At 72.6% G+C, this 14,977-nt stretch carries 8 protein-coding genes; 6 read left to right on the top strand and 2 right to left on the bottom strand.

The window, feature by feature from the left end:
* The first annotated feature begins 29 nt into the window (after positions 1-29).
* From SHK17_RS18010 to SHK17_RS18000, 3 genes are all read left to right on the top strand, one after another.
* Positions 30-1,388: an MFS transporter gene (locus SHK17_RS18010; protein ID WP_322920226.1), complete on the top strand. Its 1,359-nt coding sequence runs from the start codon at positions 30-32 to the stop codon at positions 1,386-1,388.
* A 130-nt stretch (positions 1,389-1,518) separates the two neighbouring features.
* Positions 1,519-5,034 (top strand): M12 family metallo-peptidase, encoded by a 3,516-nt coding sequence (locus tag SHK17_RS18005; RefSeq protein ID WP_322920225.1) that lies wholly within the window; start codon positions 1,519-1,521, stop codon positions 5,032-5,034.
* 128 nt (positions 5,035-5,162) lie between these two features.
* A complete protein-coding gene (locus SHK17_RS18000) occupies positions 5,163-8,357 on the top strand; it encodes a reprolysin-like metallopeptidase (protein ID WP_322920224.1) in 3,195 nt (1,064 codons plus the stop codon).
* Between the two features lie 53 nt (positions 8,358-8,410).
* Here the strand turns inward: SHK17_RS18000 and SHK17_RS17995 are convergent, their stop codons facing one another.
* Together SHK17_RS17995 and typA are read right to left on the bottom strand one after the other, a co-directional pair.
* Positions 8,411-9,079: a hypothetical protein gene (locus SHK17_RS17995; RefSeq protein WP_322920223.1), complete on the bottom strand. Its 669-nt coding sequence runs from the start codon at positions 9,077-9,079 to the stop codon at positions 8,411-8,413.
* 10 nt (positions 9,080-9,089) lie between these two features.
* Entirely contained in the window at positions 9,090-10,982 is a 1,893-nt protein-coding gene (typA, locus tag SHK17_RS17990; protein WP_172266791.1) for a translational GTPase TypA, read from the bottom strand.
* Positions 10,983-11,174: 192 nt separating this feature from the next.
* Between typA and SHK17_RS17985 the strand changes: the two genes are divergently transcribed.
* The 3 genes from SHK17_RS17985 (at position 11,175) to SHK17_RS17975 (ending at position 14,974) form a co-directional block, all read left to right on the top strand.
* Positions 11,175-12,530: a protealysin inhibitor emfourin gene (locus tag SHK17_RS17985; protein ID WP_322920222.1), complete on the top strand. Its 1,356-nt coding sequence runs from the start codon at positions 11,175-11,177 to the stop codon at positions 12,528-12,530.
* 218 nt (positions 12,531-12,748) lie between these two features.
* Positions 12,749-13,807, top strand: a complete 1,059-nt coding sequence (locus SHK17_RS17980) for a hypothetical protein (protein WP_322920221.1) — start codon at positions 12,749-12,751, stop codon at positions 13,805-13,807.
* A gap of 171 nt (positions 13,808-13,978) precedes the next feature.
* Complete coding sequence (locus tag SHK17_RS17975; RefSeq protein ID WP_322423196.1) at positions 13,979-14,974, top strand: DNA topoisomerase IB; 996 nt, start codon at positions 13,979-13,981, stop codon at positions 14,972-14,974.
* Positions 14,975-14,977: the final 3 nt, after the last annotated feature.

Below are 14,977 nucleotides of genomic sequence, written 5' to 3'. Positions count from 1 at the left end.
CGGACCCCACCGGCGGTTGTCGCTCCTTGATGACCTCCGCCACCGAGACCGACCCTGCGACCGACCAGGCTGACGACTCCCGCCGCGTCTCGATGCTGCTGGGGCTGCTGTTCGGGCTCGCCGGCATGGGCTCCTCGAGCGCCGCGGTCGCCCTCGCCCTGATCGGCGAGGACCTCGGCGTCAGCGCCGGCCTGGCCGCCTGGGCGATCAGCCTCTACGTGCTGATGCTCGCGGTGACGACGGCGCTCTACGGCCGGATCTCCGACCTCGTCGGCGTCCGCGGCCCCCTCCTCGCCGGCCTCGTGCTGATGTCGGTCGGCGCGCTCGTCGCCTCGCTCGCGCCCACCTTCGAGGTGCTGCTGGGCGCGCGGATGCTGCAGGGGGCCGGCGCCGCCGCCGTACCGACGCTCGGCGTGACGATCCTCTCCGCGCGCTACAGCGGTGAGGTGCGTGGCCTCGCCTTCGGCCGGCTCGCCGGCGTGGCGGCCGCCGTGAGCTGCCTCGGTCCGCTCATCGGCGGTGTCGTCGAGGCGGCCTTCGGCTGGCGCGCCGTGATGGCGCTGCCCATCCTCGGCGCCCTCGTGGTGCCGCTGCTGTGGCGCGCGCTGCCGACCGGAGGCAGCGGTGCCCGCCTCGACGTGGTGGGCGCCGTGCTCGTCGCGCTGACCTCCGCCGGCATGGTCCTGCTCGTGCAGTCCCCGTCAGGCGGGCTGGTCGTCGCGGCCCTCGGCGCCGTCCTGCTGGTGCTCGGCGTGCCCGCGGTGCGCGCGAGCGTACGACGACGCCCCGACGGCTTCCTGCCGGTCGAGGTGATCCGCAACGCGACCGTCGTGCGAAGCGCGATCGCGGCCTCCGCCGTGCCCGCCTCGTGGTTCGCCATGCTGATCGCGCTGCCCGCCGTGCTGCTCGCCGAGGGCTGGGAGGCGTGGCAGGTCGGTCTGGCCATGGTGCCGAGCGCCGCCGTCGCGCTGCTGGTGCCGCAGGTGACGGGGCCGATGCTCGCCAGGATCGGGCCGAGCCGCTCGCTCGCGATCGCCGGCCTCGTCGCCTCGGGCGCGCTGCTGGTGGCGACCGCTGGCGCGTTCTGGGCCAGCGCGACCGTCCTCGTCGTCGGCATCGTGCTGGTCACCTTCGCCTTCGGCCTCGGCCAGCCCGCGCTGAGCGCCGTCGTGGGGGACGCCGTGCACGAGGACGTACGGGGCGTCGCGCTCGGCGTCTCGACGCTGCTCTTCCTCATCGGTGGCAGCATCGGCTCCGCCGTGGTCGCCGGGCTGAGCGGTCCGCTCGGCATGCCCGGCGCGCTCCTCGTGCTCGCGGTCCTCCCGCTCCTGGGCCTGGTCGTGCTCGCACCGACCCTGCGCCGCACGGCTGCCTCACCGGCTGCCTGACGGGGCCCACCCGATGGGACGTGGACGTCTTCCCAATCCGGGCGAGCGGATCTAGGTTGACGCTTCCATCCCACTGTCACCAGCGGTCACAGGGGCTGGAGCCACCCTTCGACCCTCTCGGGAGCAGTCCTTGTCCTACCCTCGCGCCCTCCGGCGGGCGCAGCGCAGAGCCGCCGCCATCGCCGCCACCTCTCTCGCCGTCGTCCTGACGGCCACCGGCCTCCAGGCGTTCACCGCCCCGGCCACCTCGTCGCCAGCCGCGCAGTCGGCAGCCGGGGACGACTACTGGACCTCCACCAACGAGCAGCAGCGCGGCGCGAAGGGCGGCAACGACGCCCGCGTCCAGCCGCGTGCCTACGAGGCCTACACCCTCGACCGCCCCGCGATCGCGCAGCGGCTCGAGCAGGCGCCCGCCGAGGACGCCTCCGCCGACCCGGTCGTGGTGCGTGTCCCGGCGCCGACCGGCGAGCTCGTGGAGTTCGCCGTCACCGAGTCGCCCGTCATGCAGGATGGCCTCGCCGCCGCGCACCCCGAGCTCCGGACGTACGCCGGTCGCGGGGTCGAGGACCCCACCGCGTCCATCCGCCTCGACCTGACCCGCACGGGCTTCCACGCCTCGGTGCGCGGAGCCGGTGAGAAGGCCGCCTGGTACGTCGACCCGGCCTACAACGGCGACCAGAGCCTCTACGTCTCCTACCGCGGCAGCGACGTCCCGGCGCCGCAGCGCGGCCTCGTCGAGCCCGAGCTCGATCACGACCTCCACCAGGACCTCACCCAGCAGCAGGCCGCCGGCGAGGCGCCCGGCACCGCGGTGAGCCTCCGGACCTACCGCCTCGCCCTCCTCAACGACCCGTCGTACGCGACGTACTTCGGCACCGCCAACGTGCTGAGCGAGAAGGTGACCCTGATGAACCGGGTCAACCACATCTACAACGACGACCTGGCGATCCGGATGCTGCTGATCGACGAGTCCGACGCCCTCAACCTGGACACGGCCGCCGAGGCGACCGAGCCCAACGGGCCGTGCGGCGCGGCCGCGTGCTTCACCCCCGCCCAGCTCACCAGCTGCGGCAGCTCCACCCTGAGCCGCAACCGCATCGTGCTCGGCCAGCTCGTCGGGGCGTCCAGCTTCGACGTCGGCCACGTCGCCCTCGGCGTCAACGGCGGCGGCATCGCCGGCCTGGCCGTCGTCGGTGGCGACCGCAAGGCGGCCGGCTGCACCGGGTTGCCGACGCCCGAGGGCGACTTCTTCGCCATCGACTACGTCGCACACGAGCTCGGGCACCAGTTCGGTGGTCCGCACACCTTCAACGGGACCGAGTACAACTGCGGCGGCAACCGCAACGGCTCGCCGTGGGAGCCCGGCTCGGGCACCTCGGTGATGGCCTACGCCGGCATCTGCCAGCAGGACAACCTCCAGCCGCACACCGACCCGTACTTCTCGCAGCGCAGCGTCACCGACCTCACCACCTACGTCCTCACTCCGCGCCCCGCCATCAACGAGGTGCAGACCGTGTCGCTGCGCGGCTTCGACACGGACGGCGAGTCGATCATTCTCACCTTCAACGGCCAGACCACCGCGCCCATCGTCCGGGGCACGACCTGGACCACGGCCGCCATCGACGCGGCCATCGAGGCCGTCACCGGTGCCGGCACCGTCACGGTGGCCGCGTTCGGCGGGTCCGGCGACCTCACCGACGCCGGCTTCCAGGTGACCTTCAACGGCCCCGGCCTCGCCGGCGTCAACCAGCCGCAGCTCTCGGTGGCCGTCGCCAGCGGCGACGCCTCGGGCTTCGTCGGCGAGACCGCCAAGGGCGGCCCCATCGACAACGCCGGCTGGCAGGTCACGACCACGGCCAACCGGGCACCCGTCGCCACGGCGCCGGCGGACAGGACCATCCCGATCCGGACGCCGTTCACGCTGACCGGCTCGGCCACCGACCCCGACGGCGACGCCCTGGTCCACATCTGGGAGCAGAACGACAGGGGCGGCGCGACCGGCGTACGCCTCGGCAGCCAGGCCAAGGCGGACGGCCCGCTGTTCCGCATCTTCGGTGCGTACGCCCCGGTGACGCCGGCCGGCACGCTCGAGATCGAGTCGCCCGGGGAGAACATCGCGGACGGCAACCCCAGCCGCACCTTCCCGGACATGGCGCAGATCGCGGCCAACAACACGAACGTCAGCGGTGAGTGCCCGCCGATGCCGGCGCCGCCGGCGACCGGCGGTGCGAGCAACGTGCCGGTGCCCGTGGTGGAGTGCTTCGCCGAGTGGCTGCCCACGGCGGCGTACGTCGGGTCGGCAGCGGCCGGCAACACCGAGCCGTCGCTCAACTTCCGCTTCACCGCTCGCGACCTCGACCCCGAGGCGGGCGGATACGCCTACGACGACGTCAAGCTCACCCTCGACAAGGCCGCCGGCCCGTTCCTGGTGAACTCCAAGAACACGCCCGGAGCCGCGGTCGCCGGTCGCACCGAGACCGTGACCTGGACGGTGGCGGGCACGAACGCGCCGACGATGGCACCCGACGTCCGGATCAGCCTGTCGACCGACGGCGGGCTGACCTTCCCGACGGTGCTGGTGGAGAGCACGCCCAACGACGGCAGCGCGCCGGTCACCTGGCCCAACAACGGGACGACGCAGGCCCGGATCAAGATCGAGGCGGTCGGCAACTACTTCTTCGACATCAACAACGCCGACTTCTCGATCCGGCCCTCGCTGTCGGTCGACGGCCCCGGCGCCACCACCACGACCGCGGCCTACGGCCAGGGCGTGAGCCCGGCCGTGGAGCTGTCGGCCACCACGGGCGCCGTGGACGCCGACAGCATCAGCGCCACCGCGTCGGGACTGCCGACCGGGCTGACCCTGGACCGGGTCGAGGCCACCGCCGACGGGGTCCGTCCCGCCACGGCACGCTGGGCGGTGCGGGGCAAGGTCACCGCTGCTGCCGGGACCTATCCCGTCACGGTGACGATCTCCGACGGGTCGAACGACCCGGTGGAGCGCACGTTCACGGTGGTCGTGACCGGTGGCCCGGGCGACACCACGGCGCCGAGCACGTCGATCGGCTCAGGTCCGGCCGACGGGTCGGTGCTGCTGAAGCGCACGGCGCGGTTCGGCCTGGTCTCCTCCGAGTCGCCGGCCACCTTCCGGTGCACGCTGGACGGTGCGCCGATCGCCTGCGGTGACACGCTCAAGGTCAAGAAGCCGTCCGCGGGCACGCACGTCGTGTCCGTCGCCGCCGTCGACGCCGCGGGCAACGTGGACGCCACCCCGGTCACGCGCACCTTCACCGTCCCGCTCGACGACGGTGCCCTGAAGAGCCGGGGGGCCTGGAAGCGCGTGGCTTCGGCGAAGGCCTTCGGCGGCGACTACGCGCGCTCCCGGCAGCAGGGCGCGACCCTGTCGCACCGGCTGCGCCGGGCCACGAGCGTGAGCCTCGTCGTGAGCACCGGCAGGACGTCCGGCCCGGTCGAGGTCTTCGTCGGCCGTGACCTGGTCAAGACGTTCGCGCTGCGCGGCAAGGGCAGGACCAAGCAGCTGCGCACGGTCGACCTCGACGGAGCGACCTCCGGGAACCTCCGGATCGTGGTGGCCGAGGACAAGCAGGTCCGCATCGAGGGCGTGGCGATCACCACCACCCGCTGACCGCGTACGACGACCGTCCACGACCGCCCTGCCCCGACCCTGTCGGGGCAGGGCGGTCCGCGTCGGGAGGTATGGCGCCCTGTCGGTGAGCGGCCCTAGGCTGCGTCCACCGCCACTGAGGAGCACGCATGTCGCACCGGATCCGCAGCATCGCCGCCAGTCTCGTCGTCGTCCTGGGAGCGGGGGTGCTCGTCGCGACCGTCCCGGTCGCCACGGCGGCGCCCGACGACCGCACCTTCGCCCCGCTGCGAGGCTTCGACCTCAGCGGGTCCAAGATCCGTGTCGAGCCCAGGGCCTACGCCGCCACGCGGGTCGACCTCGCGGGGCTGCGCGACGAGCTCCCGGCCGGCGAGGGTTTCGCCGTGGTGCGGATCCCTGCCCCGGACGGCTCCCTGCAGGCCTTCCGCGTCGAGCAGACCCAGCGCATGGAGTCGGGGCTCGCGGGCGCGCACCCCGAGATCCGCACCTGGTCGGGACGCGGCATGGACGACCCGCGCGCCACCGTCGCGCTCGACATCACGCCGATGGGCTTCCACGCCTTCGTCCGCACGCCCGGTGGCCGCAGCGACTGGTACGTCGACCCGGCCTTCAACCGCCGCGGCTCCACCGCGCACCTGAGCTACTTCTCCGCCGACCTGCCGGCTCCGCAGCGCGAGCGCACGGAGGGCGAGATCACCGCGCTGCGCGACACCGTCCGGGCAGCGCAGGCCAAGGACGCGGACGCCGGCAAGCGCGTCGACCGCCACTTCTACCGTCTCGCCCTCACCAGCGACCCGTCCTACGCGGCCTACTTCGGCACCGACAACGTGCTGGCCGAGAAGGTCACGCTGATCAATCGCGTCAACCAGATCTACAACGACGACCTGGCCACCGAGCTGCGCCTCGTCAACGAGACCGACAAGCTCAACTTCGACACCGAGGCCGAGGCCACCGGCCCCGACGGGCCGTGCGGCTCCGCGCCGTGCTTCGACGTCGCCGACCCGGGCGACCCCACCACCGAGGACGACGACCTCCCCGGTGACCTCGACGGCTGCACGATCCTCACGCTCGGCCAGAACCGCACGGTCCTGGGCCAGCTCATCGGCGCCTCCAGCTACGACGTCGGCCACATCGCGCTCGGCAAGGACGGCGGCGGCGTCGCCTACCTCGGCGTCGTCGGCGGCGACTACAAGGGCGGCGGCTGCACCGGGCTGGCGGAGCCCAAGGGCGACTTCTTCGCGATCGACTACGTCGCGCACGAGATCGGGCACCAGTTCGGCGGCAACCACACCTTCAACGGAGCGGCCGGCAACTGCGCCGACAACATCTCCGAGGCCTCGGTCGAGCCGGGGTCGGGCTCGTCGGTCATGGCCTACGCCGGCATCTGCGGACGCGACGACCTGCAGCCGCACACCGACCCCTACTTCTCCTTCCTCACCGTCGACGAGGTCGAGGCCGTCCAGTCGACGCCCTACAACGTCATCGAGGTGCAGACGGTGTCGCTGCGCGGCTTCGACGCCGACGGCGAGACGATCAGCCTCGACTTCCCGGGGGCCACCGGTCCGATCACCCTCACCCGCGGCACCGACTACACCAACGCGGGCGTCGAGGCGGCCGTCGAGACCCTCACCGGCCAGGACGTGTCGATCGCCCAGTGGGGCTACGACGAGGTGTTCAACTCCGACGAGGACGGCGACCCCCTGGTCGAGCCGATCGACGACCGCGGCTTCCAGGTGATCTTCAACGAGGAGCCGCGGATGTTCTTCGAGGGCGGGCCCTCCGACCTCGACCAGGCGCCGCTGACGGTGGCCAGCGGCAGCGCCGGCGTCAGCGGGTTCGTCGGTGAGACCGAGAAGGGCGGGCCGGCCGACAACAACGGCATCGACCTGCCGCAGACCGACGAGCTCGCCGACAACACGGCGCCGGTGGTGACGGCGCCCGCTGCGAGGACGATCCCGATCCGCACGCCGTTCGCGTTGACCGGGTCCGGCACCGATGTCGACGGCGACCCGCTCGTCTACCTCTGGGAGCAGGCCGACTTCGGCTCGGGCACCAGCCTGCCGGACAACCGCAAGGTCTACGGTCCGCTGTTCCGCGTCTTCGGCGACGACGCGGTGGTCAGCGACGAGGACAGCCTGAAGTCCCCGTCGCCGGGCATCAATCTCGCCGACGGCAGCCCGACGCGGGTGTTCCCCGACATGGCGCAGATCCTCGCCGGCAACACCAACGCCGCCACGGGCAGCTGCCCGCCGGCCACGGGCCTGCCCAACCGGCAGCTGCCCGACACGCTCCTCGACTGCTACTCCGAGTTCCTCCCCGGGGCCGAGTACCTCGGCAGCCTCGGCAACACGACACCGGCGATCAGGTTCCGGCTGACGGCGCGCGACCTGTTCCCCAACGGCGGGGGGCTGGCGCACGACGACGTCACGCTCGGGATCGACCCCGGCGCGGGTCCGTTCCTCGTCACCTCCCAGGCCGGGGCCGGGACCACGGTCCCGGGCGGCGCCACGGTGCCGGTGACCTGGGCGGTCAACAACACCCAACGGCTCGCGGCCAACGTGAAGGTCTCGCTGTCGACCGACGGCGGGACGACGTTCGGCACCGTGCTCGCGGCCAGCACGCCCAACGACGGGTCCGAGCGGCTGACGATGCCCAACGTCACCAGCGGCGACGTACGCATCAAGATCGAGGCGGTCGACAACTACTTCTTCGACGTCAACGACGCCTCGTTCAAGCTCGCCGCCGTCCCGAGCCCGGAGACGACCGTCGAGAGGGGCCCGAAGGACGGAGCCATCGTGCTGGAGCGCAAGCAGCGCTTCCGCTTCGGCAGCTCCACCGCACCGGCCACCTTCGAGTGCACGCTCGACGGCAAGGAGGTCGACTGCGCGGACGGGTCCCTGACGGTGAGGGCCAAGCCCGGCACCCACGAGCTCGTCGTCGCCGCGGTCAACGCGGCCGGTGTCGCCGACGCGACCCCGGAGCGCCGGACGTTCACGCGTCCCCACGACGACGGCGCCTTCCGGCAGTCCGGTCGCTGGACGCGGGTGAAGGACCGCAAAGCCTATGGCAACGACTACGTCGCCTCGCAGGACCGCGGAGCGGAGCTGTCGAAGAAGGTGCGGCGCGCGACGCGGGTCGTGCTCGTGGTGACGACGACGAAGCAGCCGGCGCTGCTCAACGTCTACGTCGGCCAGAAGCGGATCAAGACGGTCAACCTGCGGGGCAAGAACCGCTCCCAGGTGCTGCGCAAGGTCGACCTCCGCAAGGCCCGCACCGGCGAGCTGCGACTCGTCGTGGTCCGCGGCCCGGTCCGGGTCGAGGGCGTCGCGGTCGTCACCGACTGACCGCGTGGGGCGACGCGCCTGCGGCCACCTCCGTCACCGGAGGGGGCCGCAGGTCATCGCGTCGTGCGAGCCCGCTCGGCCAGCGCGACGGCGGCGCGCTGCACCACCGACAGCTCCTCGGGGTCGCGGGCCACCTCGTGCGGCACGTCACCGCCGAGCAGCGCCGCCGGAGTGGTGAGCCAGGCCCACACCCGCCACGGGTCGATGCCCGCGGCCAGCAGCGGCTCGAGGACGGGCAGCAGCTCGCTGCGGACCTCCCCGGTGTCGTCGAGCTGGAACCTCGGCACCAGGGTCTCGCCCTGGTGCTGCACCAGCAGGACCGTACGGCGCCCCGCGGCCTTGTGCAGCGCGAACCTGGCCGCGTTCTCCGAGACGCCTCGCATCCGGCCCACCTCGGCGTAGGACGACCAGCCGCCGTCGAGCAGCGCCGCCCGGACGCGGCCCTCGCGCCGCAGCCGCACCAGCTCCACCGGCACCCCGTGCGTCGGGTCGTCACCCACCGAGCGCAGCTGCCGGTCGAGGTCCTCGAGGCGCTCGGCGTCGAGGGGCTCGCCGGTCGCCGGCTCGTGCCAGCGCACGACCCCCGCCTCGTCGCGCTCGTAGGTCGGCAGCCCGGCAGCGCCGAGCTGCTCGGCGAGGCCGAGACCCTCCAGCCACGCAGCCAGCCGCCCGGCGAGCGCGTCGTCGTGCGGACGGGCCGGCTGGTCGGGGCTGGAGGTCACGACGCCTCGGCTACTTGTTGGCCTTGCGGGCGCGGCTCGCGGTCTTGGCCCGCGCGTTCGCGTCGAGCACGACCTTGCGGATGCGCACCTGCTCGGGGGTGACCTCGACGCACTCGTCCTCGCGGCAGAACTCCAGGCACTGCTCGAGGGAGAGCCGCTTCGGCGGGATCAGCTTCTCGAAGTTGTCCGAGGTGGCGGACCGGATGTTGGTCTGCTGCTTCTCCTTGGTGATGTTGACGTCCATGTCGTCGGCGCGGGAGTTCTCGCCGACGATCATGCCCTCGTAGACCTCGGTGGTCGGCTCGACGAACAGCACGCCGCGCTCCTGCAGCGACGTCATGGCGTACGCCGTCGCCGCACCGGCGCGGTCGGCCACCAGCGAGCCGTTGTTGCGCGAGCGGATCTCGCCGGCCCACGGGTGGTAGCCCTCGGAGATGTGGTGCGCGATGCCGGTGCCGCGGGTCTCGGTGAGGAAGTCGGTGCGGAACCCGATGAGGCCACGCGACGGGACGACGAAGTCCATGCGGACCCAGCCGGTGCCGTGGTTGGTCATGCCCTCCATGCGGCCCTTGCGGGCGGCGAGGAGCTCGGTGATCGTGCCGAGGTACTCCTCCGGCGCGTCGATGGTGAGGCGCTCGTAGGGCTCGTGGACCTTGCCGTCGACCTCGCGGGTGACGACCTGCGGCTTGCCGACGGTGAGCTCGAAGCCCTCGCGGCGCATCTGCTCGACGAGGATCGCCAGCGCCAGCTCGCCGCGGCCCTGGACCTCCCAGGCGTCGGGACGCTCGGTCGGCAGGACGCGCAGCGAGACGTTGCCGACGAGCTCGGCGTCGAGGCGGTCCTTGACCAGGCGGGCGGTGACCTTGGCGCCCTTCACCTTGCCGACCAGCGGCGAGGTGTTGGTGCCGATGGTCATCGAGATCGCGGGCTCGTCGACGTGGATGAGCGGCAGCGCGATCGGGTTCTCGGCGTCGGCCAGGGTCTCGCCGATGGTGATGTCGGGGATGCCCGCGATGGCGACGATGTCGCCGGGACCGGCGGACTCGCCGGGCTTGCGCTCGAGGCCCTCGGTGACGAGGAGCTCGGTGATCCGGACGTTCTTGACCTCGCCGTCACGACGCATCCAGGCCACGGTCTGGCCCTTCTTGAGCGTCCCCTGGTGGACGCGGAGCAGCGCGAGCCGGCCGAGGAACGGCGAGGAGTCGAGGTTGGTGACGTGCGCCTGCAGCGGAGCCTCGTCGTCGTACTGCGGGGCCGGGATGGTCTCCAGGATCGTCTTGAACAGCGGCTCGAGGTCGGAGCCCTCCGGCATCGAGCCGTTCTCGGGCTGCTCGAGGGAGGCGATGCCGGCCTTGCCCGAGGCGTAGACGACGGGGAAGTCCAGCGCGTCCTGGCTGTGCGAGTCGTCGAGCAGGTCCATGAAGAGCTCGTAGGACTCGTCGACGACCTCGGTGATGCGGGCGTCGCTGCGGTCGGTCTTGTTGACGACGAGGATCACCGGCATGTCGGCGTTGAGCGCCTTGCGCAGCACGAACCGGGTCTGGGGGAGCGGGCCCTCGGAGGCGTCGACGAGCAGCACGATGCCGTCGACCATGGACAGCCCGCGCTCGACCTCGCCGCCGAAGTCGGCGTGGCCGGGGGTGTCGATGATGTTGATGACCATCGGCTGGCCGCCGCCGGCCGGACCGGCGTAGTGGACCGCGGTGTTCTTGGCGAGGATGGTGATGCCCTTCTCGCGCTCGAGGTCGCCGGAGTCCATGACGCGGTCCGCGACGCTCTCGGCCTGGTGCGCGGTGAAGGCGCCGGCCTGGCGCAGCATCGCGTCGACCAGCGTGGTCTTGCCGTGGTCGACGTGCGCGACGATCGCGACGTTGCGCAGGTCGGAGCGGGACTGGGTGGGCATGCAGGGGCCTTCCGGGGCGGAGACGAGGCGGCCACAGGGGCCGGGCGCGGCCAGCAGGGCCGCAGCGCCAAGAAGTCTAGTGGCCGCAGCGTCAGATCGAGACTTCGTGAGCGAGGGGCCGACGCCGGAGGACGGCCTGTCCGGCGGGTGGCGGGCCTACCGGGTGTCGGAGCGAGGCGGTAGACCTGTCCCATGACTCCTCGGGACACCTCCGCCGACCTGGTTGCCGCAGCACCTCGGTGCACCTTCATCCCGCCCTGGCTCGTCGAGCGCGTCGACGGACCCGAGGCTGCGGCGCACGACGAGGCCCTCCGTGCGCGGCGGGCCCTCGAGGCGCGTTCGACACCGACGGCCGGCCCGCAGGTGGCGACGGGACCGGACTGGATCGTCCACGACGCGGGATCGACGACGACCCTGCCCGGCACGCCGGCGCGAGAGGCGGACCAGCCGGCGACCGGCGACACGGCGGTCGACGAGGCCGCCACGGGGATCGAGCAGACGCTCCGGATGTTCGCCGAGGCCCTCCAGCGCGACTCCCACGACGACGCGGGCGCCACGGTGAGCATCACCGTGCACTACGGCGAGGCCTACAACAATGCCTTCTGGGACGGCACGCAGCTGGTCTTCGGCGACGGGGACGGCCGGGTCTTCGAGCGCTTCACCAAGCCGGTCGACGTGCTGGCCCACGAGTTCTCCCACGCCGTCATCGAGCACACCACCGGCCTGGCCTACCAGGACCAGTCGGGCGCGCTCAACGAGTCCGTCGCCGACGCCTTCGCCTCCTGCCTCAAGCAGTGGCTGCTCGAGCAGACGGCCGACGCGGGGGACTGGCTCATCGGCGAGGGCCTGTTCCTGCCGTCGGTGCAGGCCCGGGCGCTGCGCGACATGGCCGCTCCCGGCACGGCCTACGACGACCCCGACCTCGGCACCGACCCGCAGGTCGGCCACATGGACGACTACGTCGAGACCTCCAACGACAACGGCGGCGTCCACCTCAACTCCGGGATCCCCAACAAGGCCTTCCAGCTCGCCGCGGTGGCGATCGGGGGCCGCACGATCGAGGGCGCCGGCCGCATCTGGTACGACGCCCTCGTCAGCGGCGACGTCCCGACGGACTCCGACTTCGCCACCTTCGCCGCGGCGACCGTCGCGGTCGCCGGGCAGCACGCCGACGCGGTGCGGCAGGCGTGGGCGCAGGTCGGCGTGGAGCCGGCGGCGCCGACGGGTGCGTCGACCCCGGCGGAGCAGCCGGTGCCCGCGGGGGCGCCGGCGGGCCGGCTCCGCGTCGAGCGCAGCGGCGGCTTCGCCGGGCGTACGGAGTCGGTCGAGGTCGACCTCGACGACACCGTCGAGCCGGGCCTGCGCGCGCTGGTCGACGAGGCCGTGGTGACGGCCCCGACGACGGGCACGCCGCCGATGCCCGACATGTTCACCTACACGTTCGTCGTGGAGGGCCGCGACCCGGTCATCGTCCCCGAGCAGCTGTTGTCCGCCAGCCAGGCCGAGCTCGCCCGGCGGGTGCTGCGAGGCGGCCCGGCCGCGCGCTGAGGCAGACCGCGCGCTGGGGGTGGCCGATCCCCACGGGAGGCACACGTCCACTGTGGTCGAACGGTGGACGGGCAGTGGCCGAACGCGCCTCTGGTGTGGCAGACGACAGGGTGTCCTTGACGCCGCACCACCTGGCCGGTGGACCTCGGCGTCGAGGCCCCGCAGTGGTGCGAGCGCAGCGGCACGGTGCCGCTCGCCCTCGAAGGGGTCAACCACTCATGTCATCCCGCACGCGCCGTCTCGCGGCCCTCGTCACCACTGCCACCGCTGCGGCCATCGCCGTCGCCGGAACGACCGTCCCGGCCCACGCCGCCTCGGCCACCATCCGTCCCGGCGACCTCAACACCGCCGACACGCGTGCCACCGGACACGTGGAGTTCCTGCGCGACGGCCTGCACGTCTGGACCGAGGGCTCGACGTCCACCGACAAGGCCGCGGGCTACTTCGCCCTCACCGGCGGCATCCCCTCGTCGGCCTCGATGACCTGGGCCGGCAGCCAGCCCGAGCCCGGCAAGCAGCTGGTCTTCGACGCCGATGGCATCGCCGGCAACGGCAACGACTACAACATCCTCGTGGGCGAGTCCGTCTACGGGAACGTGTGGTGGCTGACGTCGTCGTCGTCCACCACCGCGAAGACAGCCGACCCCTCGGGCGTCGCCGCCGGCGGTCAGGGCTCGGAGTGGTACGGCACGCTGGCCGAGTGGCAGGCCGCACTGCCGCAGGCGCGTGTCGCGTTCGGCGGGTTCTCGCTGGGCTCGGGGGTCAAGGGTGAGGGCGTCATCGAGCGGATGCAGTACGGCTCGACCGTCTACGAGTTCACCAGCCTCGCGCAGGCGCAGGACGGGGTGGACGGCATGGACGGTCAGGACGGTACGGACGGCCAGGACGGCGCCACCGGGCCTGCCGGTCCTGCCGGTCCTGCCGGTCCTGCCGGTCCCGCCGGCGCGGTCGGTCCCGCGGGCCCGGCCGGCGCGACCGGGCCGGCCGGCGCCAACGGCGTCGTCACCGTCGTGGACGCCGAGGGCCGCTTCTCGTTCGCGAAGGTGAACCGCGGCATCAAGGTCACGCTCACCACCGACGACGGCGCGGCCGGTGACGTCGTGGGCAAGAAGGTCCGGTGGGTCGTCAAGCTCGACGGCGAGAAGCTGGCCGAGCTGACCCAGGGCCTCGGTGACGAGGACGTCGTGTCCGCCCGCGCCGCCAAGGCCTCCGGCGCGCACGTCGTGACCATCAAGAAGAACGGCACGGTCGTGCGCACCATCACGATCCGCGCCTGATCCGGTCCGCTCCCGAGCGGAGCGGACCCACCGGCGAGGCAGCGCCCCGGGCGTCCCGGACGGGACACCCGGGGCGCTGCTGCTCCGCGTCGGCGGACCGACGGTGGGCCCCCACCGATGCCCTCCCTCCGGGTGGCACGTCGCCGACCGTGCGCCCAGTAGGTTCGCCGCATGCCTCGACTGCGGCGGACGGCTCCCCACCAGCCCGGTTGGACGCGTCGCCGCTCGGGCAAGGGCTTCACCTACCTCGACCAGCACGGCGACAAGCTGGGACCCGAGGAGGTCGCGCGCTGCAAGGCGCTCGTCATCCCCCCGGCCTGGCGCGACGTATGGATCACGCCCTACCCCCACGGCCACCTGCAGGCCGTCGGCACCGACGACGCCGGCCGGCGCCAGTACCTCTACCACCCGCAGTGGCGCGCCAGCCGCGACGCCGCCAAGTTCGACCGGATCCTCGACTTCGGCAAGGCGCTGTCCAAGGCGCGCGAGCGGGTGCTCACCGACATCGGCGCCGAGGGGATGTCGCTCGAGCGGGCGTGCGCCGTGGCGGTGCGGCTGCTCGACCTCGGCTACTTCCGCATCGGCAACGACGTCTACACCGACACCAACGGCTCCTTCGGCCTGACGACGCTGCTCAAGGAGCACGTGTCGCGGCACGGCGACCGCATGCGGTTCGCCTTCGTCGGCAAGTCGGGCGTGGAGCACAACATCGAGATCGACGACCCGTCGGCGATCGAGGCGCTCGAGGTGATGCGACGCCGGCGCGGCGGGGGTGACGAGCTGCTGGCCTGGAAGGACGGCAAGCGCTGGCGCGACCTGTCGTCGAGCGACGTCAACGACTACATCCGCGGCTGCTTCGGCATCGATGCGACGGCCAAGGACTTCCGCACCTGGCACGCCACCGTGATCGCGGCCGCCGCCCTCGCCGACACCTCCGAGCCGGGGCAGACCAAGGCCTCGCGCAAGCGCGCCGTCTCCAGCGCGATGAAGGAGGTCTCGGAGTTCCTCGGCAACACCCCGACCCTGGCTCGCACGTCCTACGTCGACCCGCGGGTCGTCGAGGCCTACGAGCGCGGTCAGACCATCACGGTCCGTGGCGAGTACGACTCCTCCGACGCCCGGCAGGCGGCGCTCGAGCGGGCGGTGCTCAAGCTCCTCACCGGCTGACGG

This window comes from Nocardioides renjunii (assembly GCF_034661175.1).
GTDB classification, from domain to species: Bacteria; Actinomycetota; Actinomycetes; order Propionibacteriales; family Nocardioidaceae; genus Nocardioides; species Nocardioides renjunii.
Note: the sequence above shows the minus strand (reverse complement) of the source record. Positions and strands in the feature narration are given on the sequence as shown.

Excerpts from the sequence above, each read along its gene's own strand:
- SHK17_RS17985 (WP_322920222.1), top strand. The coding sequence starts at position 11,175 with ATGACTCCTCGGGACACCTCCGCCGACCTGGTTGCCGCAGCACCTCGG.
- SHK17_RS17975 (WP_322423196.1), top strand. The coding sequence starts at position 13,979 with ATGCCTCGACTGCGGCGGACGGCTCCCCACCAGCCCGGTTGGACGCGT.
- typA (WP_172266791.1), bottom strand. The coding sequence starts at position 10,982 with ATGCCCACCCAGTCCCGCTCCGACCTGCGCAACGTCGCGATCGTCGCG.
- SHK17_RS18000 (WP_322920224.1), top strand. The coding sequence starts at position 5,163 with ATGTCGCACCGGATCCGCAGCATCGCCGCCAGTCTCGTCGTCGTCCTG.
- SHK17_RS17980 (WP_322920221.1), top strand. The coding sequence starts at position 12,749 with ATGTCATCCCGCACGCGCCGTCTCGCGGCCCTCGTCACCACTGCCACC.
- SHK17_RS18010 (WP_322920226.1), top strand. The coding sequence starts at position 30 with ATGACCTCCGCCACCGAGACCGACCCTGCGACCGACCAGGCTGACGAC.